Raw genomic sequence first — 25,823 nt, forward strand, 5'->3', positions numbered from 1 at the left:
CGGATTGTTATGTCTGAAGTCACCCGAGTCCGCCAGCTTGCCGGTTTAGGGCCACGCAGCGAAGCGCTGTTGGCCATGGTCGGCGTGCATTCCGTTGAAGCGTTTATGGTCGCCGATCCCTTCGCGTTATATCGGCAACTGGCCGAAGCCGGCTATACCAACCTGAACCTGCTGTATGCCATGATAGGGGCACAGCAAGGGTGCCATTGGCAAACTGTCGCCAGACAACAACGCACACAGATACTGTTGCGGCTGGATGACATGGGGCTGGCACCCTGAATAGCGGGAATTGGAGCGCACGATGAATGGAAACACCTTATTAACCGTTGCCGCCGGGCTCAGCTTCAGTGCGGCCCTGGCCCATGTTGCTATCGTGTTGGGCGGCCCTGATTGGTATCGCTTTTTCGGCGCCGGTGAACAGATGGCATCACTGGCCGAAGCGGGCAGCCTGCGTCCTGCCTTCATCACCTTATTGATCGCCACCGTGCTGGCGCTGTGGGGACTTTACGGCCTGTCAGGGGCCGGCGTGATCAGCCCTTTGCCACTGCTCAGGCCTGCATTAGTAGTGATCACCGCGGTGTATCTTGTGCGCGGTATTGGCGGGTTTATCCTGCCATTTGTGTCTTCCCACCCGGCTATCACCCAAAACAGCGTGACGTTCTGGCTCGTCAGTTCATTGATTTGCAGCCTGTTTGGTGTGTGTTACCTGCTTGGGGTCTTGGCCAACTGGGCAAGCCTTGCACTAGCCAAAGGTTAAGCCCTGCCACTCTCTGGTGCAGGGATTAGCGTGACAAGACGTTGAACGAAACCAAGGAGATTTAGGATGTATTCTGCCACAGTGATCGCGTTACTCGGGTTCATCGCCTGGACATTGGTGTTGCTGGTTGCCATGGAAGTGATCCGCTCCAAATTGGTGATGACCAAGGCGGTCGCAGCCAATCAATTTAACCCGTCAAATACCAATCTGTCGCCGTTTATGCAGCGTCTGGCGCGCGCCCACGCCAACTGTATTGAAGGGTTACCCTTGTTCGGCGGCTTGATGGTGGTGGCGATCCTGACCGACAACACGGCCATCACCGATCCGTTGGCCTGGATTTTCCTGGCCGCGCGCATCGCCCAGTCGTTGTTGCATCTGAGCAGTTTAAGTGTCACCGCGGTGACGTTGCGTTTCAGTGCCTTCGCGGTGCAGGTGGTCATTGCGCTGGTGTGGTGCTATCAACTGGCGATGGTGATGGCGCAGTAGGCCCGGTCAAACACGGCTTAAAACAAGCAGGCCTGTTGGCCTGATCAGCTTTGTAGAGGAAGCGGCAACAATGGACGATCAACAACGACAACACATCATCGACACCAGTTGGGCTTTACATGCTCAGGTGGAAGAGGCCTGTCTGCAGCATCCGGCCAAAAAAGGCGATGACGACTGGGCGGATAGACAGCGTCTGTTGCTGGCGGATATGGCACTGCACCTGCTGCAGACCGCGCTCAATCCTGGTGAGTTGCGTGACGACAAGCTGCGCAACAACCTCAATGCCATTCTGACCATTAGCGACACCTTCCTGCCCGATGCGGGGCTGAAGCAGGCGACGGAATCCCTGTACCCACTCCCCGGGGACAAACAAGCACAATAAACCCCAATGACCGCACCAGCAAAAGCCAATGGATTGAAACTCATGCTCAAACGTATCTGTACACTGTTACTGTTAGTGCCTTCGATGGTCAAGGCTGTGCCACTGCCTTCGTTGTTGGATGACATCATGGCACAACAAGCGCCCGATCAACCTGGCCTGAGCGTGCTGGTGCGCCATCATGACAAAGTGATCTATCAACGCAGCGAAGGACTGGCCAATCGGCATACCGGACAGGCGATTACCGCGGATACCGGATTTCGTCTTGGGTCAATCAGTAAACCGTTTACTGCAGTCGCGATTATGCGTCTGGCAGAGCAGGGTAGATTGTCGCTCGGTCATCAGGTGAGCCGCTACATACCGACGTTGCCCACCGTGTGGCAATCCATCACCCTTGAAGATTTGTTGGCCCATCGGGTGTTTTTGTCGCAGGATTTTTTTGCCGATGACAACCTGTCATTAGCTGATGGGGCTGACAATGCTACCCTTGTGACTTTTCTTAGCTCCGATGAGCTGATAGTGCGTCCGTTGGAGGGGGGGCGCGGTATTTATTGCAACAGTTGTTATGTGCTGCTGGCCGAGGTGGTTTCCCAAGTAAGCAAAATACCGTTTGCAGACTTTTTACAAAGGGAAGTGTTCGAACCGGCACAAATGGTCCACAGCCATATTGTCGCTTCAGGTAAGGCATTGGCGGCCTCTGATGCACTCAATTATGCCCAAACAAGGACATTTTTAGGGATCCGGCAATACACCACCGGCGCCATGGCCCAAGTCAGCTCTGTGTCGGACTTAAATCGCTTTATCCGTGCCCTGAAAGCTGGACGTATTGTGCGGTCCGACACCTTGACGCAGATGACACGGATACACGGAGATTTGGGGGAGGATGGCGTATATGGTTTAGGATGGTTTATTGGCCCAGGAAAGCAGCCATTTTTTGCCCACGGCGGCTCGCAGGATGGCTATCAGACCGAATTATTTATCGATCCCCAACACGATTTAGAAGTGGTGATCCTCAGCAATGGTGGTGAAACAACTTATGCCTTGCAGGTGCAAATAATGCGCACGGTGTTGCAAAGTATAAGGGGCGAGTAGGGCCAGAAGGAGACAGGTATGTCGGATTGCCGACAGCGACCAGAAGGCGCAGTTAATGCAAAGTATCAATCCATCCATGGCGTTGCGCCCAGTCTGACCTTCCACGGTCAGTCGCTCAGCTCTTTATTCACCACTTCCATGTGGCTCACCTGCTTCGCAGGCCAGCTAAAGCTGTTCAAACTGGTTCCTTACCCGTTTGTTGGCGTGACGTTAAGTCACCCCTCGTTGCTAACGCAACCGCGCTTCACCCGCTGGACTCCCCGCATTCCGTATCGGGAAAAACGTTCAACAGCTAGCCTGGTAAGGTGTCACCGTACCCAAAAATGAATCCCACATCTTCGGTACTGCCTCGAGCTACTGTCTCGGCTTCCACCTTGCTGTTTTGGCTATCTGCTGAACTTCGCTAGAGCGGGCAGTAAAGTTCTGAATAAGCTATGGAGATAAGTTTTAGCTAAGTGTCAGTAGTGGACGGTGACATTAAGTTTTTCTGTTTAAGTGGCTTTTCTTCCCGCTCTATCTGCGAAACGGCCCCATTTTTTCATCACCCTGGGTGATCACATAGCCGGGACTATTGGGGTAAAGCGGTGCGTCCCACCCGGCGTATTGAACAATAAGGTCGCTACGGCATCATGCTCGTCCATTACAAATTCAAATGACACATCTGCCTCTAAAATTACAAAATGTGTCTTATCGGTAGGATAAAGGGTAAATTTAGGTTTCCCGGGTAACTGAACGTAAAGCCCCGACTTATCGCGGCTGACTTTGATATCCATTCTGTCAGAGTGATATTGCCCTGCTAGCTCGTTCATTTCTGTGTCTGACAAGGTAACTGGGTGAGTCAACAGGTCAATCCGTTGTTCAATCTTAGTTTGCAGCGCAGGCTCAGCATATGATACCGCTTTAGTATAAGCCTGAATTGCTTTCCCGGGTTGATTCGATGTGGCGAAATCATCCCCAACCTTGCTTAACGCTAATGGGTTCGTATCAATCAAGCCGGTCTGAAACAAAATTTCATAATTCCCTTTTTCTGTAAGCGACTCAATCGTTTCCCCGCCGCTTCTCAGAGCCTGTTCGACAATAAATTTACCCGTACGGTAACCAATATATTGCCTGCCATCAGGGTGTGTTCCCATCATCCATGTTTCATACGGTGCATTCACAGGAAGCGCCAGGATCTCTTCCACCCATTTATCGACAGAATCGGGATAGCTTAAGTGAGGCTGTTTTATTCCGGACACCTGCTCGGCGAAGACAATAGCGAGCCCTTCATTGACGGCGGCTATCATAATTCCAGGGCCAAAACGATTGTTCTCAATGGTCCACCCGCGCTCAATGTGATGTAACTCATGCAGCAGGGTAACTTTCAGACTCTGCTGAATAGGGGCTGCCAGCTCCTCTGAAAATGAAGCTGCGATGTCAATATCCACAGATTCAGGAGATTGCGCGATTCCGATCACCCCGCCAACGTGATCAAGGTCTTGTTGCGTGGTCCTAATTGTTATCGTCAATTGGTCAGTAAATTGGGGAAAATGTTCCCGCACCAAGGACGCTACTTCAGTCACTGTGTCAATTAACATGGAAGTATATTGCTCAGATAGTAGCCGCTGAACATCCGGATTGATTCGTACAGTACCAATGTCTATTGCCATTGTTAGTGTGCCGTTCTCATCTTTAACCAGCCCTTGAGCTGCGGTGGCAGCGGCACAACCATTTGCCATAATTGCGATGCACAACAGGGCGATACTGCACCATTTTTCTATCGCTAGCTTAAAACCTTCAATTACAGTCATAAAATACTCTCCCATCAGTGTTAGCCGAGGTATAAAGGACAGTTATCGGGATTGCCGCTGAAGTTTCTCTAACGGCACTTTTCTCTGCTCAACCGTCAGTTCGCCGTGCTATTCAGACGCCGCTTGTAATGCCTTTTCCAGCTTGACGTCGAACGCTGACTCCCACTTCCGGTACTCACTCATAATGCTTTTCACATCCAGACGGTCTTTTTCAGCCATCTGACTAAAAAAACTGCTCCACCATTACTTTGTTAATGGAAACGTCTTCAGCAATTGACTTAACTGACGTCATCGGGGTTAACGCCAGCGTCATACTTCATTTCGAGGCTACCCCTCCTGAGTTGTTGATTACGGTCACCGATACGGAAAGCGGTATACCGCATCTCCTTATTTCCAGACTGTTTGATCCCTTTTATCGGGTTGAACAATTTGAACACAGGGAGACTAACGGTACCGGTCTCGGGTTATCTTTGTGTAAACGAATTGCGCAGCCCATGAGGGCCATATTCAGGTCTCAAGTACCCTGGCAAGGGTAGCGGTTTTTCTGTCTCATAGTCTGTGATATCGCAATGACAGTACCATGGTGAGCGCAGGTATTGACGACCTGACTGTCCGTCTCTTATTTTACCTGCTCTTTTCCAAATACCTGTTCTATGCCTGTCAGGAGTGTTAACAAAGGCAGCGTCATAAACATATGTTCGCTGAAATCGCGGTAGTCCCAGGCTACATTCGGAGGTAAATTATCACTTAAAATCTGGTTTAGCCTGGCATATTCATCCAATTGATGCTTTTCTTTCACGCCACTGCCATGTGTTATCAGTACATAAACCGGAGGCGCATCTATTGTCTTCATACCAGAAGCTGCGGCAGACAAGATCCCTGCATAGTCGTCTTCAAGCTCCGGACTGGTAACAAAATACGCGTTGAAAAGTCCCGGCTTGCGCAGCATGGCTGACAGTGCCAATGTACCGTTCACCCGAAACCCGCTCATTATGCGAAAGCCATTGGTCCGATAGTTTTTATCCAGGGCAGGCAAGAGCTTAGCCTCAAAAAAGTCGATTAAGGGCGTCGTCTTACCCGATGCGTCAAATAGCCGCCCGACCGGATTACCCATTGCCGGGTTCACAATAATGGTTTGCGGCCATGGCCATTCACCATTGTGGCTTAACCAGTCGTGCATTCCTTTGAGATAGCTATCTGCATACGGATGAAAATCAAACAGCAATGCATAACGCTTATCAGCATTTTGTTCATAGCCGTCCGGAAGATTTACCGTAAACAATAATGGCTTTTCAAAACGCTCGTCCTCTATCTGAAGCTGCTTTTCCGCTGCATTCACTTTCATCACTGCGAAAACCCCAATGATGATGAATAAGATCCTAACTACCTGACACATGATTACTCCGATTTGTTATTTTTTGCATTACAAAGCTTCCTTACAAGCCCAGCAACTGATGCGCTTTGGCCAGTACCGGGTCGGCCCCAAAACTGTGGTTTGACAATACCACTAGGGTATGGCCACTGCTGAGGTGCATTTCCATCTGGCTGCTAACCCCTGGGAATGAGCCGTTATGCCCGACGACAGGCTTACCGTTGCGATCCCACAGGATAAAACCAAAGCCATAATTTGATGCACCGAATTCTTTTTTTGGTGTCATCGCCAGCTTAGTCATTGCCTGGCTCAATAACTCATGATTCATCAACGCCTGGGCAAAATGGAATAAGTCTTTCACGGTCGAATATCCACCGCCAGCCGGCCCGCCTCTCTTATCATGGATAAACAGATTGTTGCGCCACTGGTTCTGCTGGCCATGGAAGGAGTAGCCAATCGCCGCATTTTCAACAGGGAACTGCAAATCAAGGCTTGCCGTATCCGGCATAGCGGCTTTGTTAAACACGTTTTGCTGTACCACGTCGTAATAGGATAAGCCGGTGAGTTGTTCCAGCACCAGGCCGAGAATAAACATACCATCACTGCTATAGCGATATTGCGTGCCAGCGGGAAAATTACTGCCGATTTTGGCCAGCTTAGCCAGACAATCGTTTCTATCTGCGGTAGTGGTCAGTTCGCCCATCGGGCAGCTTAATGAGCCTACTCCGGAAGTATGCGACAGCAGGTGTTGAATCTGTACCTGTGCTAATTCGGCGCCGGGCTCTTCTAATGGCATCACATCCACCAGCTTGTCGCTTAATTTCAGCTTACCGGCTTCCACTTGTTGTAAAATCGCTACACTGGTGAACATCTTGTTCATCGATCCCAGATTGAAGCGCGTATTGATATTGATAGGCGCTTTAAATCGCTTCGACGCCATGCCCACTGCTTTTTCCAGCAATACCTTATTGTCCTTAGCGACCAACACCGTGCCGGAGAACACATCTTTAGAGGCAAGGCTATCAATGTAGGCAGAGAGTTCAGCCATCACCGCCGGTACGTCGCTTACCACAGTATCAGGCGAATCGGTAACGTGTGCGCGAATGCGAATACGGGTGATTTTTTGCGGGAAGGTGTCGGTGTAGGACATCTCTATTCGGTAGGGCATTTGCGTATTGGATGAATTCACAAACACTTCAGAGGACACTACACCGTCGGCATGGTTCAGCACATTGGCGGATTGCAGGGTAAAGGCTCCATGGAAATGGCTTTCCGCGGATAAATACCCTGCATACATATCCAGACCCAGTCGTTGCAGGGTCGAATCGGCAATGGTCGAGCTGGTAAAAGTACGGATCTGCGCGTAGTTTTGCGAGTTAATCGCGTTGACCAACTTATCACTCAATAAGCGGGTCAGGGTGCTTCGGGCCTCACTACACCATGAACAATTCTCATCGGCAGCTAAATCCAGCGCCTGTTGAAAGTGACGTTGTGCATTTAATGCATCGCCCTTGCTTGAGTAGCGCTGCGCCAGATTATTTAATTCACCTGCGCTTTTCTGCTCATCGCCAAAAGTGGGCGCGCAGAGTGACAGCAAAAGAGAACTAAATAATGCAAGATGTAAGCGGGAGACATTCTGATTTTGATTCTTCAACGACCTAATCCATGTAGATAACTATTTATTCACCACATTATTAGGAAGGCTTTCGTGCCTGAACTCAAGGTGAGCTGGCTGATGAAAAGCTGATGGTTTGTTGAGGTAACGGATTTTCTCGGAAAAACTAGCCATATCATTACTGCAATAGTCAACTCCCACAGCAGCAACGTAGTGAAGCGATTTGGGCTTACTGTAACTCGGCTACTTCCTGATTGATATTGACATACTGACTGAGTAGCAGCTTGCCATCCTTCAGGTCCAATACTTTCCAAGTGGTCGGTGTGAGCTGAATCACTGGCCGGATAAACGTACCGTCAGTACTATACTCATTTAATACGAAGGAGCTTTTATCCGCGCTGTATAGCTTCTGCTTGTGAACGAACAATGCGTCACCGTTTAATGCTGATAAGCGACTTACACCTGGTATGTGAGGGTCTAAAGCACGTACGAATACCTCGCCTTTAACATTGCTAAAGATAATCTGGTCGTTCACTTGCCAGGCGTTCACAATCCGTTGGAGATGATAGGGTGTTAAGGTGTTTTTACTTAGGTCAAGCTGATACAACGCGCCGGGAACTGGATCATTCAATGTAACCAGCAATTGCTCTTGTTCAACCCAGCCTAACACCGCGGTAATGGGTTGATGGGTAGGATAATGCTGACGCATTCCTTCAAGATCAGAGATAACCAGACCTGTTGTTGATGCCCACGCCAGAGAACGGCCATCTGGCGCCCACGCATAGCTTCTTATCGGGTTTCGTGGGCTTTCATCACTAAGTTGAAACGCTTTGTGGTTATCCCAAATCCAGACTTGATCGCTGCCGCTTCTGTCTGACAAAAAAGCAATGAGTTCGCCAATGGGCTGATAGCGGGCAAGATGTTCCTGTGCCCTAGTGCGGGCAAAACTTTTAAACGGCAGATTGGTTTCATTCACATCGTTGCGAAGTTGTGCACGCGGTTTGTCGAACAGCGAAATCTGGGCAATATCTACATCTTTGCCCCCTTGAATGACCAACATAGCATTTGATATCGGATGCATATCCGCTTCAACAATATTATCCGCTGGCGTTTTAATGGCTTGCATATCGCCGTTAAGGCCAATGTGGAATAAGGCGCTATTGATGACCGCATAGAGATAGTCTGCGTCCGGGGAAAACTTACCTTTTATCTGCACATCAGGATGCATTCCGGGTAATAAACGAATCGCTTCTCGGCTCTGCACGTGGCCTCTATGATCAAGGAAAGTCATCACAGGGTGACCTGTCTGGTCTCTTCCAAACACAACCAGCTTTCTTTCCTCAGGAGCATAGTCAAAGTGGTAAAGATACTCATCGTCAGGCGCGTATATCACCTGATGGACCTGGGTTAAATCATTGTATTGCACCATTTGATTTTGCCCATCCACGGATTGCAAGAATACGTATTGGTGATTGGACAAAGCCTTAGGCATATAAACATATTCAGCCTGGCATTGATGACGTAATACCGGCTTTTGCGGAGTTTTCAAGGCTAACGAAAAATCTAATGTGGCGACGCTCCTGCATTGTCCGTCATCAAACCAATCGGAAACGTTCTGCGCAGCCGTTTCACAGTCAGATGACACGGCAAATATCAGCTCGCGCCCATCGACGGTATAGCTTGCTCCACTATATTTGGCCGCAACAGCAGTCAGTTGAGTTTCCTGTCCAGTAGCCAATTGTCTGGCCCATAGATGACTTTTGCATCCACCGGCATAACGGTTAAACACGATATAGTGACCATCCGGGCTATATATTGCCTGCGACTCATGGGCATCAGTTTGGGTGAGCGTTTGAATTTCAGTGTATTGCTGTGACTGCCTGCCCGGTAGAAAATCAAACATGCTCAGGAACAATATTGCTGTGATCCCCGCCAGCGTAAAAGCCGTCACTTTAATTCCCCAACCTTTCGGTAGATTAGGGGTTGATGGGAGTTTCAGTGGGGTTGTATTCTCATCCAGCCAGCGTACCTCCGCATTTAGCCGGTAACCAATTTTAGGATGAGTGAATATCACATGAGGCGATTTAGCATCGTCACCTAACTCTTTGCGTAGAATGGCAATACAACGCTGCAAGGCATTAGGCACCACCTCCATGCCTGCCCAAGCATGCTGCATAATTTCCTGATGAGTGACGACTTCATTTTGTCTGGACGCCAGGCAATATAAGACCTTCAACACCTTGGGTTCAACCTGCACCTGCTGCTCCCCGCGAATAATCAGTGAGCGCGGCAAGTCAATCAGGAAATCGTTAATGTAGAGTTTTGTTTTAGCCGGCATACAATCGTGCAACACGTAAGTCTCAGCGCGCCAGTCTATTCGCTGGAAATAGCTCTGTCCACCTACCGGTCCTCTTTACTGCAAATCCCCGTTAATTTGCAGCCATCAGGAATTCATCAGCAATTCATCACGTTACCATTGTGGCTCCACATTGCTGCGGCCTGTTCAATATCTGCCTTGATTCGTTTTGCCTTAGGATATTAAATGCAAAATCACTACGTTAGGGTACGAAATACCTTGCGCGGCGCACTGTTCATACTTACAACGCTTGTTGCGTCACATGTGGCAGCTGCGACGAAAGAAAATCAAATCATTCAAAAAACGGTTACAGCCTACGGCGGTAATACATTATTGAAGCTGCAAAGCCTGACCCTGAATGATTCTTTCTACCAATACTCACAATGGCAAAGCAGCCATGCGTTACAAGGGCCGATGATAGGTTATTTGAGTGAGCAACAGGTAAGATTAAGCATAGATTTTGTTAATCATCGCAAAGCACTCAGACAGGCCACCTTCAGGCTGGTAGACGGTCACGGCAGCGAAATCCCCAGCGTAACCCATCGTCTTTTCACAGACACAAGAGGGTACTCAGTTGACCATGCATTGCAGGTCTACTACGACGCGCCCGCAATGACCTTTGATAACGCAGATTCAGGCATGAGTCGTCTGATTGACACCCTGATTGTTAAGCAACTTTACGCTGATAAAGATCACAGCGAGTGGCGTGACATTGCCTATATTCAGGGCGTTCCTCACGATGTTCTAAGCGTTAACTCAGGCCAGAAAAACGAATATACCGTGTACCTGAATCAGCAAAACGGTTACCTGAGCCGGGTCCTGCGTAAACAAGGCGCTCAGTTAACCACCTACAATTTTCTCCAGCATCAGCGAAGCGGTGATTTAGGCTGGGCCAGACAAGTTTTTGTGAGCACTCCAGTCCGTCCTGTTTATCACTCAACTAACCGGACAATTACGTTTAATACGACACAGGAAGGGGATTTCAACCTGCCAGAAATCTATCCTCAGCGTTCTCGGTCAGCGGTAGTGGATAGCACCGAACTTACCCTGCAAAAACTCGCCAAAGATGTTTATTGGATCGGGCAGGACTGGAGCTACAGCCTGTTTATTGATATGGGCGATTATTATATTTCGGCGGGTGCGTGGCAAACAGACCGCGAATCGCATGCCTGGCAAAATGGTCTGGACTTGCTGCACAAGACGACAGGGAAAAATAAGCCAGTAAAACAGCATATTGTCACCCATCATCATCATGACCACATGATGGGTTTACATGACGTGATTAAACAAGGCGCCGAGTTAGTCATTCATCCCAATAACATACCTGCGGTACAACAGCACTTGTCAAAGCCTCTGTCCGAACAGCGTTTTATCCCCATCGCTGATACCACGCTGTTGGCCAACGACAAAGTCATGTTGTTTGATGTCCCCAACAGCCATGCCAATCACAATCTGGTCATTTACCTGCCAGAGCAGAAAATATTGTTCTCCGAAGATATGTTCGGTAGCGGTTTACAGCAAGGGTTTCATTCACCGGCCAACTGGCCGGATCTGGATACCTACAACCGCTTGCAGACGCTAAATGATAAAGTCACGGCACTGGCATTGGATGTTGAACAATATGTATCATCACATCACGCTCGCGTATTAAGTCAGCAAGAAATCGATCAGGCGCTCTCCATCATCGTGCCGAAAAAGCAAGAACTGCTAATGCGCTTATTTGCTGAACACTAATTAGCGCTTATGCAATCAGGGCTTCAACGTGTTTAGCACGCCAGCCCTGACACCCCATATGCCGGATAAGGTTAAAAGGACCGGGTCTTGAACAGGTTAATTTGGGTGATTGACTCGCCCTACTCCAGAGCGACAAAATGGCTGTTGCTAAAACTGCACGTGAGCCACGCTGATCATCTGCTTGGCTGGCAAAACCTGGCTCATGATCCTCTGTTACTTGCGCACAACCCCAAGCAGCAGGTACCCACGTTGCTACTGGAAGACCGGACAATTAGCGATTCCCTGCTGATTGCCTTGCAGTTTTTACCTGATGAATGGCATCAGACAGTAGATGCGCAGCTTTTCCGATTGGCTGACGGTGATTTTGAAGCGGCAATTATCTTCTTTTTCCGGGCAAATCTGCTGGAAAAGAACTTTAGCAAAAATGACAGCAGTGAGTTTATGCGTCAGGCAGGCGAAACGACTTACAGAAAAAGCCTGGATGTTTTATTTGATACCATACAAGTCAGCGACATTGAGCAACCGATAAATTTTGGTCTGGTCCTGGTATTTTCAACCATCCTGGCCTGCCGGCATCTCGCCAACAGTCTAGAAGTCAACACACACAGACTTAATGAACTGCAGGCGTTAAGTCGCCTTATTGAGACCGATAAAGAGTATCAGCATCTGGTCCAACACTATTTTGCTGATTCGGAAAATGCGCTGCCATTTTATATCGGCAGCGAGATAATCCCCGATTGCTAACAAACCAATCATTTCAGACATAGAGTCTGGTAAATAACCACCTGTTCAGTAGACACATCACTACCATACTTTAAAGTTAAGCGTGTGATCGGATGTCTGCTTTGGAGAAATTGCTAGATCAATTTCTCGGTACAACGAAGGTCCGCATTTGCTCTAAGCGCTCATATGGAGCTACGAAGAGTCGTCATCCTCGCGCACGACTGCATGGATGCAGGAGGTAGAGCGTCTCAGGAGACAAAGCCGAGGCGAGGACCTCCCACATTTATTGACTCACACGAATTAACACTGTTTTGGTTAGTCATCAACCCAATGGAGATTGCGGCCTTCGCCGCAATGACGTTAGCGTTTGCTGAACTTCGCTAGAGCGGGCAGTACGGCGCTGAATATGCAATGGAGGTGGGTGTTTGCTAAGTGCCAGAAGGGGGCTATTGAAACAAGTTAGTGTAATATCTTTTCTATTACGAAGTGGACTATCAATAAATGGTTTCATAGAGATGGGGAATATTGAATTGAGAGGTATTTACCTTGAGTTTTACAACTGGTTGATTGAAAGGCGACTCTTAAGTATTTCGATAGTGATAGCTGTATTTTCTTTTGGAACGCTTATCGATATCGAGACAAAAAACTACTTATTTATTTATTCCATTTTCCTTTTTAGTGGAATTTTTGTGCAAGACATTGAAGTCGACACCTCATTTTTTCTCGACAAAAGCGAGCTGTTCGAGTTCGACAAGGCCTACTTTTACTCAATGTTCCATACTTTCAAATGGATGAGTTTTTTGGTGACTTCCTTAATTGTCTCAAAATGGAAACTGTCTCTAGATCTTTTGATTGCAGTTGCATACGGTGGTCTGCATCTAGCTACATGGATTCCACTTTATTTTGTGCCAAATGGAGGAATACAAAGTAAGAAGCAAGCGTGGACACTTATGGCGGCTGAACTCTTTGTTTTCTCATTCACAATCCTAATTGGGCAAAACCTAGTATCAAAATTTTCTGGCTTGACTTGGTTTGGTCCAATTTTAAGTAAACCTCTTGAGTTATTTGGTCTTAGTTGAAGTGTTTGCAAAATCAATCATAGAGAGGCGCTGAATCTCTACCAGCGCAGTAGACACATCGTAATCATAAATTGCAGAGTAAGATAAATTTGAGGATGGATGTCGTCTTTGGAAGAATGAGCGCCAGCCAAGCTTTAGACGTCCCATTTATAATTGCCTTGTTATCTGAATTTATTCAATATCCCACTCAGCAACGTCTTCGACTGGCCTTGGCAATCTGCCTTCTAACCATTCAGCACATGTGCCTGGTCTAAAGTCCATGTTTTCGCACTCTATTACCCAAGATAAGAATTCTTCGGGGCCACCGTTCATATATGGTGGTGGCGACACAGGGTAAAACGAAGTTGGAAGTCGTTCATCTAATGATAAGTAATTTAGTACATGACCTAACTCTTGAACTGTATGCCATGCTAAGTGGTGGTTGATATCAATTGTAAACTTAACCCACCAGCTTTCATTGTCTTCTGAGCCATAACCTATTGAACCTGTTATCGCAGGTACTTTTTCTAGGAACTCAATTAACTTTGTATATGCTCGATTATCCATAATTCACATAACAACTTATTACTGAGACTTCATAGTAACACTCGCTTCCCCTGAAAAACCATGTTCCGTGTTTTCAATGGAAAGGGTGTTGTGAAAACTAAGGTCTGCTCAACGCAAAAGAGCAGTCATTCGTTAGAACTTCCTGCTACGTCAGCAATTCGCTCTGTCCGGCCCTCTGGCATTATTCTGAAGGCCAGAGAACGGTCTGACAGTGAAACCTTCAGAGTTTGTTAAACACAACCCCACCGTATTCCAGCGATTGCACCTGGTCGTCTACGTTAAAGGTGATCACCGTGCCTGAGGTGGGCTCCAGTTCCACACGGATTTTGTCGGCCTCGTTCATGCCGGTGGAAGACGAATGCATCACGCCCCATTCAACGTCGAAACGCTGTTCCTCGTTGTGGCGCACAAAAATACTGCCCAGTTGTGGGTGTCGGTACTCACCCACATAGTGTTGCTGCGGTAAGCTCAACCGCCACTCCCGGCCGTTGATCTTTTGTCGCTGCTTTGCCATTTGCCCATCCAGCCCGGCGAGTTTTTGCTTAAGCTCATCAGCCCGTTGGGTAACCCTCTGTTCAATGTCAGCTTCACCCAACAGGCTGCCATACACATAATCGGCAATCAGGTTGGTGAGGCGCGCGCTGAGGAAATCTTCGCTGTTGAGCACCACCAGACCGATTTTCTGTGCGGGTATAAACGACAGATGGGCATGGGTGCCGGCAAAGCCACCGAAATGGTGCAGCATGCGCTGCGCTTTGTAGTCACCGGTGTACCAGCCCCAGGCGTAGCCGTCGCGGGTAAAATCCAGATAAGCACGGTCTGTGACCGCCTGTTGGCGATGAGAGCGGGCAATCACCTCTGCCGGATAGACCTGTTTGCCGTCAATCATGCCCTCATTGAGCTGGGCAATCAGAAAGCGCCCCATATCGGCAGCGGTGGAGAATACGCCGCCGGCGGCGTGCAGCGTATTGTCACCTTTTTCCAGGTACAGCGCGGTTTGTCGTTGCGGGTTCATCAGCGAGTAGGGCTTTGCGACAAGAGCCTGGTCGCCAATGTCTGAACGACGGGCCGTGGTGGCCTGCATTCCGGCAGGAGCAAACACCTGTTGTTGCAGCTTGTCCTGCCAGGGGCGTTTAAAAGCGCTGTCGGCATACACGCTGTAAATGTTGTAACCCACATTGGTGTATTTAAACTCGCCGACCGCCTCTGACGACGGCGCTGAGTATTCTGTTACCAGGCGCGCCAGTGAGGCCGGGCTGTGAACGCCGCTGTAAGCGGTGGCAAGCACCAGCGGGAAGTTGTTTATTGACGCGGTATGGGTGAGTAGCGCTTTAGCAGTGAGATCTTCGCGATCCGGCAGGGCCAGTTCAGGAAACATCGTTGACAGCGTAACGGTCTCAAGGCCGCTGTCAGTGTTGGCGTCCAGCAGGTAGTTCAGCGCAACGAACGGTTTGGTGACCGAAGCGATGTAAAATCGGCTGTTGGCATCTGCGGCAACACGATTCTCGATGTCCAGATAGCCGAAATGATCCTGATAGATGATGCGGTCGTTGTGCACCACGGCAACAGCTGTGCCGCTTGGCAGTGCGGCGCTGGATTTGATGTCGTTGACCAAGGCGTTCAGGAAAGCGGTGTCCAGAGCGCTTTCTTCAGCGCAGAGGTTAGGGGTGACTGCCATCAGCAGCAGGGCGGTAAGTCGAAGCAATGGGCGCATGTTTTCTCTGTTCTGTGTTTTTCAATTGACGCCATTGCACCAGACTTGCCGGCAGAGGGATAGAACAAATGTAACATCAGGCCCCGCTGCGCGGGGTGTGTGCCAGCAATGTTTGCAGCGCCTTGGGGGTCACGCCCAAGTGCTTTTTCAGTGTGCGGGTAAAGTGGCTCTGATCGGCAAAACCCGCGCTGACACTGGCCGTCGTGATGGTCTGTCGGTGACTGAGGATTTCTGCAATCCCTTTTTGCACCGCCAGTGATTGCCGGTACTCGGAGATGGATAGCCCAAAATGGTCGTGGAACACCCGGCTGAGGTGAACCCGGTGAACACCCACATCCAGAGCAATTTGTTGGATATTCATGGATGTTTCATGTAGCGCCTGTTGTGCCAGTAGCAGCCACACCGGTGGTTGCCTGAAGGACGGCGTGTCGCCTTTTGAGGCGCTGAACATGCCCAGTACTGTCGCCTCCAGATCGACATGCCCGGCATTTGCTGGATTAAATAGCACAGCAGATAGCTGGCGCCACAGTGACCTGGTCTGTTTGACCTGAGACAGGTGCCAGTTTACGTGGCCAAACTCGGCAACAAACTCATCCTCTTCGGCGTCGAGGTTGATCGACAGGAATAACGCACCGTTGGGGCCAATCTGGTTGCTGTGTTGGTAGGCGACCGGCTTGTATTCAACCATGCCCTTGGTTTGGCTGAATTCAGTGTTCAGGGTGCGTTCTTTGGCCTGTCCGCACAGTAATGTTGATAGCTGGGCAACTGAATGAGTGTGTGGTGGCATGTACACATCAGGGGCGTAGTACACCAGCCTGACGTCTTTCACGATGTCGTTGATGACCGGCGAGAGCGCGACGGCGAGGTGTTCATCATCGGCAAGACGACGAAGGGTATTTGGCATCGTGTTTACACCTCGCTAAAAGGGAATTCATGGATGTAAATATAGCAATGCAGAGGGTCGGTTCAAAGGCGCCCGTTGTAACGGTCTGTGTCGCAAAGCTGACCGAGCACTGTGCCACCGTTGCAAACCATCACCCATCGGCCAATGTTGGCCTTGAGTCACTGCGAACACACGTCCGTCGCTGTTTCATAAAGTTTTTTAGTTTCAATGTGTTAGTATGCACGCCGAGTCACAGCATGCCTGGTCAGGGACAACAACAGAATGGCTATCACGTTTACCATCAATCATCCTATTTCGGTGCAACAGTTTGCTGAAGTGCTCGGCGCTTCCGGTCTTGGCGAGCGCGAGCTTGTCGAGGACGCGGTATTTATGCAGGGCATTCTCGACCATGCTGACGTGCTGGTGTCGGCCTGGCATGGTGAGCAATTGGTTGGCGTGGCGCGCTCCATTACCGATTTTCACTGCGCGTGTTATCTGTCGGAGCTGGCCATTCGCAAGGACTATCAAAACCTTGGACTGGGCAAAAAGCTGCAACAGCTCACACAGCAGCAACTGGGGCCACGGTGCAAACTGATCCTGCTGGCGACCGACGGTTCAAACCACTACTACGAAAAAATGGGCTTTCAGAAAAACCCACGTTGCTGGGTGCTCGAAGGCGGCTAGTCCTGCGTCGCCGGGGTGGGCACGTCATTTTTAAGCACCATGCACGCGAGGTAAATAAACCCCAATGGTGGCATAAAGGCCAGCAGCACACCGATCAAACCCGCCAGTCGCGGAGTGTTGGTTTTGCGTTTACCGAGCAGGTAGCTTGAGATACCGATGATCACCACAGAGGCGACGATAAACTGGCCAAACAGGGTGGCACTGATGTTCATGGGCAAAACTCCTTTTTGCGAACGTTATTGACGCTGGTGTGGATCACACGCCAGAAATAGGTTTACGTTGAACTAACTTTATCACGGCATCGTCGCTGACGTTTTCTTCCACGCGCTGTAAAACGTATTCATTTCCCTCCTCTGCATTTAATTCATAGCGACGGAACATGAAAAAGGATGAGCTGTCACAGCGCAGAACAACTTCGTACTTATCTGCTGGCAAAATGGCACTTTTCGTAGCCAACGCAACGGGGTCATCGATGATGATATTACCTTGTATATCGAACACTTTTTGAATTTGAGTAGCGTAGGCGACGCCAAATAATGCAAATTCACTTTTGGTTGAGATCTTGATGGCCTTCGACATGTCAGCTTCGTTCACAAGTGGTGAAACATGGGCACAAGCAGTTAACAGGGCTGCCGTAAAAATAACGAATAGTTTGTGCATGAGGTTTCTCCAACTCTTTACGTTATTGCACGTCGTTTGTTGCTTGGTTTTCGAGTACGTTTAACGTTTTGCTGAGGGTTATCAGGTGGATATTCAGGTCATCGGGGTGAATATGCCAGCCTGTCCCATTGTCAACGATCGTTTGCAACCCCTGAATCTTGCTGTAAGTCTTCTGATTTTGAATATCAAATACCGATATCTTGATGCTGATTGCTGGTGTCGTGCCGTTTGAGCTGTCAAACAGTATGTTGGGCGGATGAATGGTATTGTCGGTTGCGTTGTCCCAGGTGGCGACATTCCCTGAATAGCGGGCAAAGGTCTTAAAAACCTCGAACGATACCAGTAGTTGAGCATCGGTCTCGCTGACCAATGTTGCAACAACTGACGCATTGAATGCGTTAAATTTCTTAATGTCTTTCTGACCCGTCACCGGATCAAAAAAACCGCCAAACTCTCGTTGCTTTTGCGCATAGATCGTTTGGAATCTGCTCGAAGCCAAAGCTTCAAACCCTTTGTCTTTCAGAATGGCCAGAATGCCACGTTCAAGATCCTGCTTAAACTGCGGGTGCAGGCGCAACTCCTCAGACACGAGGATATCGGAGATTGCGATGGTTTTGACAGGGCGATCAAGCCAACGGGCATTGTCCTGAACGATGATATCTGGATTAGGGATCATGCGACATCCCGTCACCAGCAGTAGCATGACAGAACAGTATAAGAATCGCCGTTTAATCATTGAAGAGTTTCCGGAACGCTTCTTCGACAGAAAAATCCAATTTGGCCTCGTCGCGTAACAGCTTATCAACGGGGATAGATTCAAACTCATCGTCATCATTTAGTTTGGCAACCAACTGTACACCACCGGCACCCATGTACAATTCCTTACCGTCCATATCTTCCATGAACACCATCAAAGAAAGCGCCGGGATTTTGCCTGATGTATTCGCCACCAGTGTGCTGAGGAAATTGGTCAGGTCACTGTTACTCAGTTCGTAGGGTTCTTCCTGTCCATCCCACTGGGCTCGATAATCACCAAAATGCGCAGTACGACGTCGTAAGTCATAAAACAAGACACTGTCTATACCGTGAGTCGCACGTAAGGATTGCAGGGTTTTTTGACGGATTTGATTACGCTTGTCAGTATCGACCTTGCCGGTGTATTCATCAATATAGCCGCCTGCCAGGGCTTTCTGTTTTTCAAACTCGTCAAAATAAAGGCTTTCGTCGAAGACCTTGATCCCTCTGGATTCGAAAATGTCTGTGACTTTTGATGCGTAATAGTCTCTGATGTCGGTACGGTACTCCAGTGCGTCAGGCATTGAGAACCCAGTCAGTACAATGGCTTTATAGTTGACCAGGTATTCCTGTCCGGAAATTGCAACGCGGTGGGTGCTTTTACAGGCGGAAAGCACGAAAAAAGAGCAGATGAGTACTGAAATAATACGCTTCAAGGCTAAGTTCCTTTTTGGTCGTTCGTCCTTTGCCAACAATGGCACTTCCTATGGAAATAGTTTGCCGTACTTTTTCGTCAATGTCGATAAAACCACAGTACACGCCAGTGACACTGTGAGTTGTGCACTCAGCTCGGAGAGTAACGTTTTTGACTGACCTTGATGTGCCGGGCTATTTTACACTCAGCCAGCCAGTCGCAACGGCACTTTTACGTTACTGGCAGGCAAATAAAGCCCTCAACGCAGCTTCTCGCGGTGATCGTAATCATCGTCCTCAAAGCCACCGTCAACATAGTACATGTACTCTGACAGGTAAGACTTGGCATAGTCCTGCAGGCGATTGCGCAGCCGCTTATAACGGGGAGGGGCGTGGTTCTCTTTTTCCCGTGCGGTCTTCTCCGCTTCCAGTGCGGCGCTGACTTTTTCAACCTGATCCGACAACACCCCTTCCCGCACACTGCCGTCGTCATCGCCGATCAGGGCTTCGCCACGACCCACGTCCATGTCATACCCGGCATGCAGCGTGTGGTTGGTGCTGGTGGCAGGGGTTCGCGATGCACTACCGGTGTTGTTCAGGGTCTGAATGTTGATGGCGGTGTACCCCGACTGGCAACTGTAATCCAGCGCCACATTGCCGCAAACCTTGTATTCGTCATCGCTGAACTCCGCGTCATACACCCGTTGATGCAGTGAGGTGCGGGACACGGTCGGGTTATCTGAGTACGTTTGACCTGACGGCGCGGAGAACGACACGCCCCAGCCAATCCGATCGCCATGGCCCAGTACCATTTGGATCCCCAGCGCGCGTTTTTGCGACAGCAGCCGGGCATGTCGGTCGATGGCCTGTCCAATGCCCTCAAGGGTGCGGATATTCGTGTTGTTGATGTAGGTGTTTTGCGAGCCGCCGCCGGTAAACAGGCTGCCGAATATTGGTGCGCGCAGATAGCGTGGATACACCGCTGTCACATTGCACCCCAGCGCGGTTAGCTGGGGTTCGATCAGTTCATGGGTGCGCATGTCCAAATCGTAAAACGCGCCGTAGCGGAAAAAGTCGATCAGCAGTGCTTCGCAGCCGTTGTCTTTGACCGGGCATTCGTCGGCCTCATCCTCTTCGCCATAGATTGCCGGCGGTGGCGTGTCGGTGGGATCATCGCCATCATCGTCGCCGCCTTTGAGGGCAAGGGTGGTGACCTGGGCCTGAATGGGAAAGGCGTACAAATAGCTGCCCATGGTCGGCACCACCAGTTTGAGGACCACCGTCTCGCCAACGCCCATCGCAGCATGGGTGAGTACATCGATGCCATAACTGAGTTGATTGGCAGCCAGGGTCACATTACCGCTGAGCACCTCAATGCTGACGTGCCGGGTGTTAATGGCCGGGTTGAGGAAAAACAATGACGCGGTATTCCCGGCGCTGACGGCGGGTGTGGCGGCAAAAAACAGCCCGCGCAATTCACAGGGCATCGCCGGTTGGGTATACAACAAGGGGCCGTCAATCGGGATGTCGGTGCCGGCGAACCACATTTTACCGTCCATCAGATGGCCAAAGGCGTCTATGTCCTGGCTACTTATCTGCCCATCACCGGTCAAATCACCGGCGGCCAGACAACTCACCGGGGTAGTGTCGGGCTGTTCAAGGTAGCGCCCCAGCAGGTTGGCATCTTGCTGGTTGGCGACGCCGTCCCCGTTGACGTCACCCAGGACAAACTGGGGCAGGAATTCTCCTGCGCGATAGAGTTCTTCAAAACGTTTCATTACCTCAGCAGGGAAGGGTTGTTGACCTATCACGGTGACCGGATTGTGGTTCAGTTGCCAGTTGAGCTTATCCAGCACGACGTCGTTTTGGGCGCCACCGCGCACGGTAAAGCCGGTATGACTGCGCTGTGTGGCGCCAGGGTACAGATCACCAAAAATGGCGTGGTTGTCGGTCAGCTCGAATCGCTCATCCTGTAACTGCACTGTACCTTCAGTGGCGTGGGACACGGTGGTGGCATCACTGACAACAATGGCGCGAAAGGTGTAGTCCATCAGGCCACTGTCGACCGGTGTGCGGGCCATCAGGTCATAACCGGTTATCGTGATACCTTCCAGACCTGTGGCAACGTTAAGATCCCGGTAGCTTGCCAGTGGGATTTCACTCGGTTTGGCCACTTTGGACGATGTGGCCGAATCGTCATCAAACAGTGCGCAGCCGCCCAGCAGCGACAGCAAAATAAGGGAAAGCAGGGGTTTCATCACAGCCTCCATTGCAGGGAATGTCTCTGCCCGCATCAAAAAAGGCTGGATGGTGGCGACCGCAGAACCGGACTCATTGACGTTAGTATAGAAGAGACTGGCCAGGGGCTGCGTAGAAATTTATCCTGCTAGCGGCAGACTGACGTAAACGAAAACCGCGCCACACAGTTGGGCAATCACGCCCAGCGGACGAAAACCGTGGCCAATTCTGGCGGTTCGCAAGGCAAAGCGTCGATGGCGCTGTTCACCGATCATGATCAGAAACACACTGACAAAGCACAGCAGTCCACCTAACCCTGCCAGTAACCACGGGTAGCGAGAATGGGAGGCAAACACGATGAACAGCACGCCCACGAGCAAGCGGCTGGTGATTTCAACGCCATGAAACCAGCGCTTGCGACTAAACGCAGCGATGCCGTTGGCAAACGCCATCGGTCGCATCAGCATCAGGGTTCCGATAGCAAACATCCCCACGCCAAACAAAAACAGTACAATCACAGTGTGGTTTGTTCCTTAAAAAAGTCGCCTCATGAAGACAGTCTGGTTGGACGGGCCTGCATGAATGCGTGTTTATCAGGTTTACTGTACTACAGCGAGCCAGTGTAACCACGTTGTGCGTCGACAAAAAAGCCGCCAGAAAGGCGGCTTTTTTTAATACCAAGATCCGATTATTTGGATGGTTGCTGGCCGTGCACACTGATCACGCTGCGACCGGAAGGGTCCGCCATGTTCTTGAAGCTTTCGTCCCACTCCAGTGCTTCCACCGTGGAGCAGGCGATGGACTTGCCACCGGGCACACATTTGGCGGCACTTTCCTGCGGGAAGTAGCTCTCAAAAATGGTGCGGTAGAAGTAGCCCTCTTTGGTGTCCGGGGTATTAACCGGGAAGCGGAACTCAGCCGTGGCCAGTTGTTGGTCGCTGATTTCGTCCTCAACGTGCTCTTTGATCGAGTCAATCCAGGAATAGCCTACACCGTCGCCAAACTGTTCCTTCTGGCGCCACAGCACTTCGGCTGGCAGGTATTCGCCATTGTCGAAGGCTTTACGCAGGATCCATTTTTCCATCTTCCCGTCCAGACACATTTTGTCCTGTGGGTTGAGGCGCATGGCCACATCCACAAAGCGCTTGTCGAGGAAGGGCACACGGGCTTCCACACCCCAGGCCGAGGTGGCTTTGTTGGCGCGGGCACAATCGAACATGTGCAGGCGTGACAATTTGCGCACGGTTTCCTCATGGAACTCTTTGGCATTGGGGGCTTTGTGGAAATACAGATAGCCACCAAAGATCTCATCGGCCCCTTCCCCGGACAACACCATTTTGATCCCCATGGCCTTGATCTTACGGCTCATCAGGTACATCGGCGTGGCAGCACGGATGGTGGTGGTGTCATAGGTTTCGAGGAAATAAATCACATCACGGATGGCATCAATGCCTTCCTGGATGGTGAAGTGGATTTCATGGTGCACGGTGCCGATCATGTCCGCCACTTTGCGCGCGGCAGCGAGGTCCGGTGCCCCTTCCAGTCCGACCGAGAAGGAGTGCAAACGGGGCCACCAGGCATCGGTTTTGTCTTCGTCTTCGATCCGCTTGGCCACGTATTTGGCCGCAATGGCGGATACCAGTGACGAGTCCAGTCCGCCGGACAACAACACGGCGTAAGGCACATCTGACATCAGGTGTGATTTGACCGATTGTTCGAAGGCGGCTTTGAGGTCTTCCAGCGACGTGGTGTTGTTCTCGACCGCAGCATAGTCCATCCAGTCGCGCTGATAGTACTTGGTCAGCTTACCGGTCTTGCTCCACAGGTAGTGTCCTGGCGGGAACTCCTGCACGGTTTTACACACCGGCACCAGGGCTTTCATTTCCGACGCGACATAGAAATTTCCGTGTTCGTCAAAGCCAGTGTACAGCGGAATAATGCCGATATGGTCACGGGCGATGAGGTAGGCGTCTTCGGTTTCGTCATACAGAATGAAGGCAAACATGCCTTCCAGTTCGTCAATGAACTCGACCCCTTTTTGCTGATACAGCGGCAGTATCACTTCGCAGTCTGAACGGGTCTTGAAATCGTACGGCTCGGCCAGATTCTGCTCAAGCTTCTTGTGATTATAGATCTCACCGTTGACGGCCAAAATGTGCTGGTTATTTCGGCTGATCAGCGGCTGTGCACCATTATCGACATCGACAATGGCCAGGCGCTCGTGGCATAGGATCGCATTATTATTATTCCAAATACCTGACCAGTCAGGGCCGCGATGGCGTAACAATTTGGAAAGCTCTAAGGCTTGCGTCCTAAGTTCTGACACGTCGGTTTTGACGTCCAGAATACCGAAAATACCACACATAGTTTTTGTTCTCTCTTGTTGAATAATGAATGAGTGTTGAGGGGCAGGCTGTTGGGCTGTCGACATTTCGCTTCCGACCCTGTGTTCCAGCACGAAGGGGGTGTCTGACACCAATGGAAGGGGAAATGACAGGCAAGCGGCAGTACTGCAGACCTCACCTTGAATGTGCCAGTCTGGTTAAAAAATGCAAGGAGAAAGTGCGGTTTGCTTACAACGTAAGGGAATAAGCTGTAATTAAATTACAGACACGGGCGTTGCGCCCGTGTCTGCGGGTGGGCTAGGGGCGCTGGAATTCGCTGGTCTGTGACCATTCAGGCCAGTGCTCGTCGTTGGCAATGTGGTAGCCCACATCGAACAACAACTGGGTATCTTCCACGATACCGCCAAAGTCCCAGTGTTCGCGGTACTGATCACACACCTGGTGATAGCAACCGCGCTGTACCAGACCGGTGCGCTTGCGGTAAGTCGCCGTAGCGTCATCAATCGGCTCTTTGCCACCTTTGGCATACAGCGCCGGCACGCCCTTCTTGGCGAAGCTGAAATGGTCGCTGCGGTAGTAATAACCCGCTTCAGGACGATCTTCCTGGGTCAGGTAACGGCCTTGTTGTTCAGCCGCCGACGCCAGGTATTTTTCCAACTCAGACTTGCCCATACCGATGACCGAAATGTCTTTGGTACGACCCAGAATGTTCATCGCGTCCATGTTGATGTTGGCGACGGTTTTGTCGAGGGCAATGACAGGGTGCTCGGCATAATACAAGCTGCCTAACAAGCCCTGTTCTTCGGCGGTTACCACCAGGAACGTCACCGAACGGGCCGGGCGTTGGGCCAGCTTGGCGAAGCTGTCAGCCATGACCAGGGCCGCGGCAGTACCGGTGGCATTGTCATGGGCACCGTTGTAGATCTGGTCGCCTTCTTTGCTGGTGTCACGACCCAGGTGATCCCAGTGGGCGGTGTAGATGATATGTTCATCCGGACGCTCACTGCCGGGCAGGGTGGCCAGCACGTTGTAGCTGACCGATTTTTTCAACTGGCTGTTAACCGTGATGCTGGCGGTTTGCGACAGGCTTTGATGGTATGGGCCCTGCAATGCTTTGGCTTTTTCCGCCGCAAAGTCCAGACCGGCGTCTTTGAACAGCGTTTGCGCAGCGTCCAGCGAAATCCAGCCTTCTACCGCCACCCGATCGGCATTGCCGTTGTCAGTGACCAGGCTGTATTGCGGGCCACTCCAGCTATTGGCCACCACCGACCAACCGTAGGAGGCGGGGGCGGTTTCGTGCACGATCAATGCGCCGGCAGCGCCCTGGCGGCTGGCTTCTTCGTATTTGTAGCTCCAGCGACCATAGTAGGTCATGGTGGTGCCCTGAAACTTGCCGCTATCGGGGTTCTCGAAGCCAGGATCGTTGACCAGGATAACCACGGTTTTGCCTTCCACATCCAGGCCTTCGTAGTCATTCCAGCCATACTCCGGCGCATTGACACCGTAGCCGACAAACACCAGTTCGGAATCATTCAGGCTGACGGTTTGCTGTTCACGCTTGGTAGACGCGACCATGTTTTCTTTGTAGGTCAATTTTTGGTTACCCAGCGTCAGTGTCATGTCGGGATCAGCAGTGATTTCCATCAACTCCACCGCTTGCAGGTAACTGTCACCATTGCCCGGTTCGAGTCCCATCGCTTTGAAGTTGCTTACCAGGTAATCGAGGGTTTTCTTTTCCCCTTCAGTGGTTGGCAAACGGCCTTCAAACTCGTCAGAGGATAAGGTTTTGGTGTGCAGGCGCAGGGCACTGTCGTCGATGCCGTTGTATACCTGGGAATAGTTGTCAGGAGCCGGTGTCGGATTGCTGCATGCCGCCAGTGTTGAGGCAAGCAACAAGCCGCAGAGGTGATGTTTTTGCATTTTTTGTCTCTGCTTGGTTTAA

General features: G+C 50.5%; 26 protein-coding genes. 11 read left to right on the forward strand and 15 right to left on the reverse strand.

The features are described 5' to 3' along the window. The first annotated feature begins 9 nt into the window (after positions 1 to 9). The 6 genes from LJ739_RS11170 to LJ739_RS11195 all read left to right on the forward strand — a co-directional run bounded on the left by LJ739_RS11170 (position 10) and on the right by LJ739_RS11195 (position 3,041). Positions 10 to 279, forward strand: a complete 270-nt coding sequence (locus tag LJ739_RS11170; protein WP_229160505.1) for a TfoX/Sxy family DNA transformation protein — start codon at positions 10 to 12, stop codon at positions 277 to 279. Positions 280 to 301: 22 nt separating this feature from the next. After that, the gene (locus LJ739_RS11175; RefSeq protein ID WP_229160507.1) at positions 302 to 757 is read left to right on the forward strand and encodes a hypothetical protein; all 456 of its coding nucleotides are present in this window, start codon (positions 302 to 304) and stop codon (positions 755 to 757) included. Positions 758 to 823: 66 nt separating this feature from the next. Then, positions 824 to 1,243 carry an MAPEG family protein gene (locus tag LJ739_RS11180; protein WP_229160508.1) on the forward strand — a complete coding sequence of 140 codons (420 nt, stop codon included), beginning with the start codon at positions 824 to 826 and terminating at the stop codon, positions 1,241 to 1,243. A 70-nt stretch (positions 1,244 to 1,313) separates the two neighbouring features. Beyond that, the gene (locus tag LJ739_RS11185) at positions 1,314 to 1,625 is read left to right on the forward strand and encodes a hypothetical protein (protein WP_229160518.1); all 312 of its coding nucleotides are present in this window, start codon (positions 1,314 to 1,316) and stop codon (positions 1,623 to 1,625) included. Between the two features lie 6 nt (positions 1,626 to 1,631). Beyond that, positions 1,632 to 2,714: a serine hydrolase domain-containing protein gene (locus tag LJ739_RS11190; RefSeq protein ID WP_229160520.1), complete on the forward strand. Its 1,083-nt coding sequence runs from the start codon at positions 1,632 to 1,634 to the stop codon at positions 2,712 to 2,714. 18 nt (positions 2,715 to 2,732) lie between these two features. Continuing rightward, positions 2,733 to 3,041, forward strand: a complete 309-nt coding sequence (locus LJ739_RS11195; RefSeq protein WP_229160522.1) for a hypothetical protein — start codon at positions 2,733 to 2,735, stop codon at positions 3,039 to 3,041. Between the two features lie 227 nt (positions 3,042 to 3,268). On the opposite strand, the gene LJ739_RS11200 is transcribed toward LJ739_RS11195, so the two are convergent. Further along, positions 3,269 to 4,504: a DUF2268 domain-containing putative Zn-dependent protease gene (locus LJ739_RS11200; RefSeq protein ID WP_229160524.1), complete on the reverse strand. Its 1,236-nt coding sequence runs from the start codon at positions 4,502 to 4,504 to the stop codon at positions 3,269 to 3,271. A gap of 254 nt (positions 4,505 to 4,758) precedes the next feature. On the opposite strand from LJ739_RS11200, the gene LJ739_RS19195 reads away from it, so the two are divergent. Beyond that, a complete protein-coding gene (locus tag LJ739_RS19195; RefSeq protein ID WP_407646774.1) occupies positions 4,759 to 5,040 on the forward strand; it encodes an ATP-binding protein in 282 nt (93 codons plus the stop codon). 83 nt (positions 5,041 to 5,123) lie between these two features. Here LJ739_RS19195 and LJ739_RS11205 read toward each other — a convergent pair whose 3' ends face one another. From LJ739_RS11205 to LJ739_RS11215, 3 genes are all read right to left on the reverse strand, one after another. Next, positions 5,124 to 5,900 (reverse strand): hypothetical protein, encoded by a 777-nt coding sequence (locus tag LJ739_RS11205; RefSeq protein ID WP_229160526.1) that lies wholly within the window; start codon positions 5,898 to 5,900, stop codon positions 5,124 to 5,126. A 40-nt stretch (positions 5,901 to 5,940) separates the two neighbouring features. After that, the gene (locus LJ739_RS11210) at positions 5,941 to 7,530 is read right to left on the reverse strand and encodes a serine hydrolase domain-containing protein (protein WP_229160528.1); all 1,590 of its coding nucleotides are present in this window, start codon (positions 7,528 to 7,530) and stop codon (positions 5,941 to 5,943) included. Positions 7,531 to 7,720: 190 nt separating this feature from the next. Then, positions 7,721 to 9,829, reverse strand: coding sequence for a winged helix-turn-helix domain-containing protein (locus LJ739_RS11215; protein ID WP_229160530.1), 2,109 nt, complete (start codon positions 9,827 to 9,829; stop codon positions 7,721 to 7,723). A gap of 204 nt (positions 9,830 to 10,033) precedes the next feature. Between LJ739_RS11215 and LJ739_RS11220 the strand changes: the two genes are divergently transcribed. The 3 genes from LJ739_RS11220 (at position 10,034) to LJ739_RS11230 (ending at position 13,383) form a co-directional block, all read left to right on the forward strand. Next, a complete protein-coding gene (locus LJ739_RS11220) occupies positions 10,034 to 11,581 on the forward strand; it encodes an MBL fold metallo-hydrolase (protein ID WP_229160531.1) in 1,548 nt (515 codons plus the stop codon). A gap of 87 nt (positions 11,582 to 11,668) precedes the next feature. Continuing rightward, positions 11,669 to 12,325: a glutathione S-transferase family protein gene (locus LJ739_RS11225; protein WP_229160532.1), complete on the forward strand. Its 657-nt coding sequence runs from the start codon at positions 11,669 to 11,671 to the stop codon at positions 12,323 to 12,325. A 428-nt stretch (positions 12,326 to 12,753) separates the two neighbouring features. After that, positions 12,754 to 13,383, forward strand: coding sequence for a hypothetical protein (locus LJ739_RS11230; RefSeq protein ID WP_229160533.1), 630 nt, complete (start codon positions 12,754 to 12,756; stop codon positions 13,381 to 13,383). A 171-nt stretch (positions 13,384 to 13,554) separates the two neighbouring features. Here LJ739_RS11230 and LJ739_RS11235 read toward each other — a convergent pair whose 3' ends face one another. The 3 genes from LJ739_RS11235 to LJ739_RS11245 all read right to left on the reverse strand — a co-directional run bounded on the left by LJ739_RS11235 (position 13,555) and on the right by LJ739_RS11245 (position 16,547). After that, positions 13,555 to 13,929, reverse strand: coding sequence for a hypothetical protein (locus LJ739_RS11235; RefSeq protein WP_229160534.1), 375 nt, complete (start codon positions 13,927 to 13,929; stop codon positions 13,555 to 13,557). A gap of 220 nt (positions 13,930 to 14,149) precedes the next feature. After that, the gene (locus LJ739_RS11240; RefSeq protein ID WP_229160535.1) at positions 14,150 to 15,643 is read right to left on the reverse strand and encodes a serine hydrolase domain-containing protein; all 1,494 of its coding nucleotides are present in this window, start codon (positions 15,641 to 15,643) and stop codon (positions 14,150 to 14,152) included. Positions 15,644 to 15,719: 76 nt separating this feature from the next. Further along, positions 15,720 to 16,547: a helix-turn-helix domain-containing protein gene (locus tag LJ739_RS11245; RefSeq protein WP_229160536.1), complete on the reverse strand. Its 828-nt coding sequence runs from the start codon at positions 16,545 to 16,547 to the stop codon at positions 15,720 to 15,722. 261 nt (positions 16,548 to 16,808) lie between these two features. On the opposite strand from LJ739_RS11245, the gene LJ739_RS11250 reads away from it, so the two are divergent. After that, positions 16,809 to 17,210, forward strand: coding sequence for a GNAT family N-acetyltransferase (locus LJ739_RS11250; RefSeq protein ID WP_229160537.1), 402 nt, complete (start codon positions 16,809 to 16,811; stop codon positions 17,208 to 17,210). Here the strand turns inward: LJ739_RS11250 and LJ739_RS11255 are convergent. From LJ739_RS11255 to LJ739_RS11290, 8 genes are all read right to left on the reverse strand, one after another. Continuing rightward, a complete protein-coding gene (locus tag LJ739_RS11255) occupies positions 17,207 to 17,422 on the reverse strand; it encodes a hypothetical protein (RefSeq protein ID WP_229160538.1) in 216 nt (71 codons plus the stop codon). The genes LJ739_RS11250 and LJ739_RS11255 overlap by 4 nt on opposite strands. A 43-nt stretch (positions 17,423 to 17,465) precedes the next feature. After that, complete coding sequence (locus LJ739_RS11260) at positions 17,466 to 17,870, reverse strand: hypothetical protein (RefSeq protein WP_229160539.1); 405 nt, start codon at positions 17,868 to 17,870, stop codon at positions 17,466 to 17,468. 22 nt (positions 17,871 to 17,892) lie between these two features. After that, complete coding sequence (locus LJ739_RS11265; protein WP_229160541.1) at positions 17,893 to 18,606, reverse strand: hypothetical protein; 714 nt, start codon at positions 18,604 to 18,606, stop codon at positions 17,893 to 17,895. Further along, the gene (locus tag LJ739_RS11270) at positions 18,599 to 19,321 is read right to left on the reverse strand and encodes a hypothetical protein (protein ID WP_229160543.1); all 723 of its coding nucleotides are present in this window, start codon (positions 19,319 to 19,321) and stop codon (positions 18,599 to 18,601) included. The genes LJ739_RS11265 and LJ739_RS11270 overlap by 8 nt, the downstream gene beginning before the upstream one ends. 237 nt (positions 19,322 to 19,558) lie before the next feature. Beyond that, positions 19,559 to 21,556 (reverse strand): dockerin type I repeat-containing protein, encoded by a 1,998-nt coding sequence (locus LJ739_RS11275; protein ID WP_229160545.1) that lies wholly within the window; start codon positions 21,554 to 21,556, stop codon positions 19,559 to 19,561. A 120-nt stretch (positions 21,557 to 21,676) separates the two neighbouring features. After that, positions 21,677 to 22,054: a hypothetical protein gene (locus tag LJ739_RS11280; RefSeq protein WP_229160547.1), complete on the reverse strand. Its 378-nt coding sequence runs from the start codon at positions 22,052 to 22,054 to the stop codon at positions 21,677 to 21,679. A gap of 170 nt (positions 22,055 to 22,224) precedes the next feature. Continuing rightward, positions 22,225 to 23,901 (reverse strand): asparagine synthase B, encoded by a 1,677-nt coding sequence (asnB, locus tag LJ739_RS11285; protein WP_229160549.1) that lies wholly within the window; start codon positions 23,899 to 23,901, stop codon positions 22,225 to 22,227. 277 nt (positions 23,902 to 24,178) lie between these two features. Continuing rightward, positions 24,179 to 25,801 carry a M28 family metallopeptidase gene (locus LJ739_RS11290; protein ID WP_229160559.1) on the reverse strand — a complete coding sequence of 541 codons (1,623 nt, stop codon included), beginning with the start codon at positions 25,799 to 25,801 and terminating at the stop codon, positions 24,179 to 24,181. Positions 25,802 to 25,823: the final 22 nt, after the last annotated feature.

Origin of the sequence: Fluctibacter halophilus, assembly GCF_020687825.1 — a bacterium.
Taxonomy (GTDB): domain Bacteria; phylum Pseudomonadota; class Gammaproteobacteria; order Enterobacterales; family Alteromonadaceae; genus Fluctibacter; species Fluctibacter halophilus.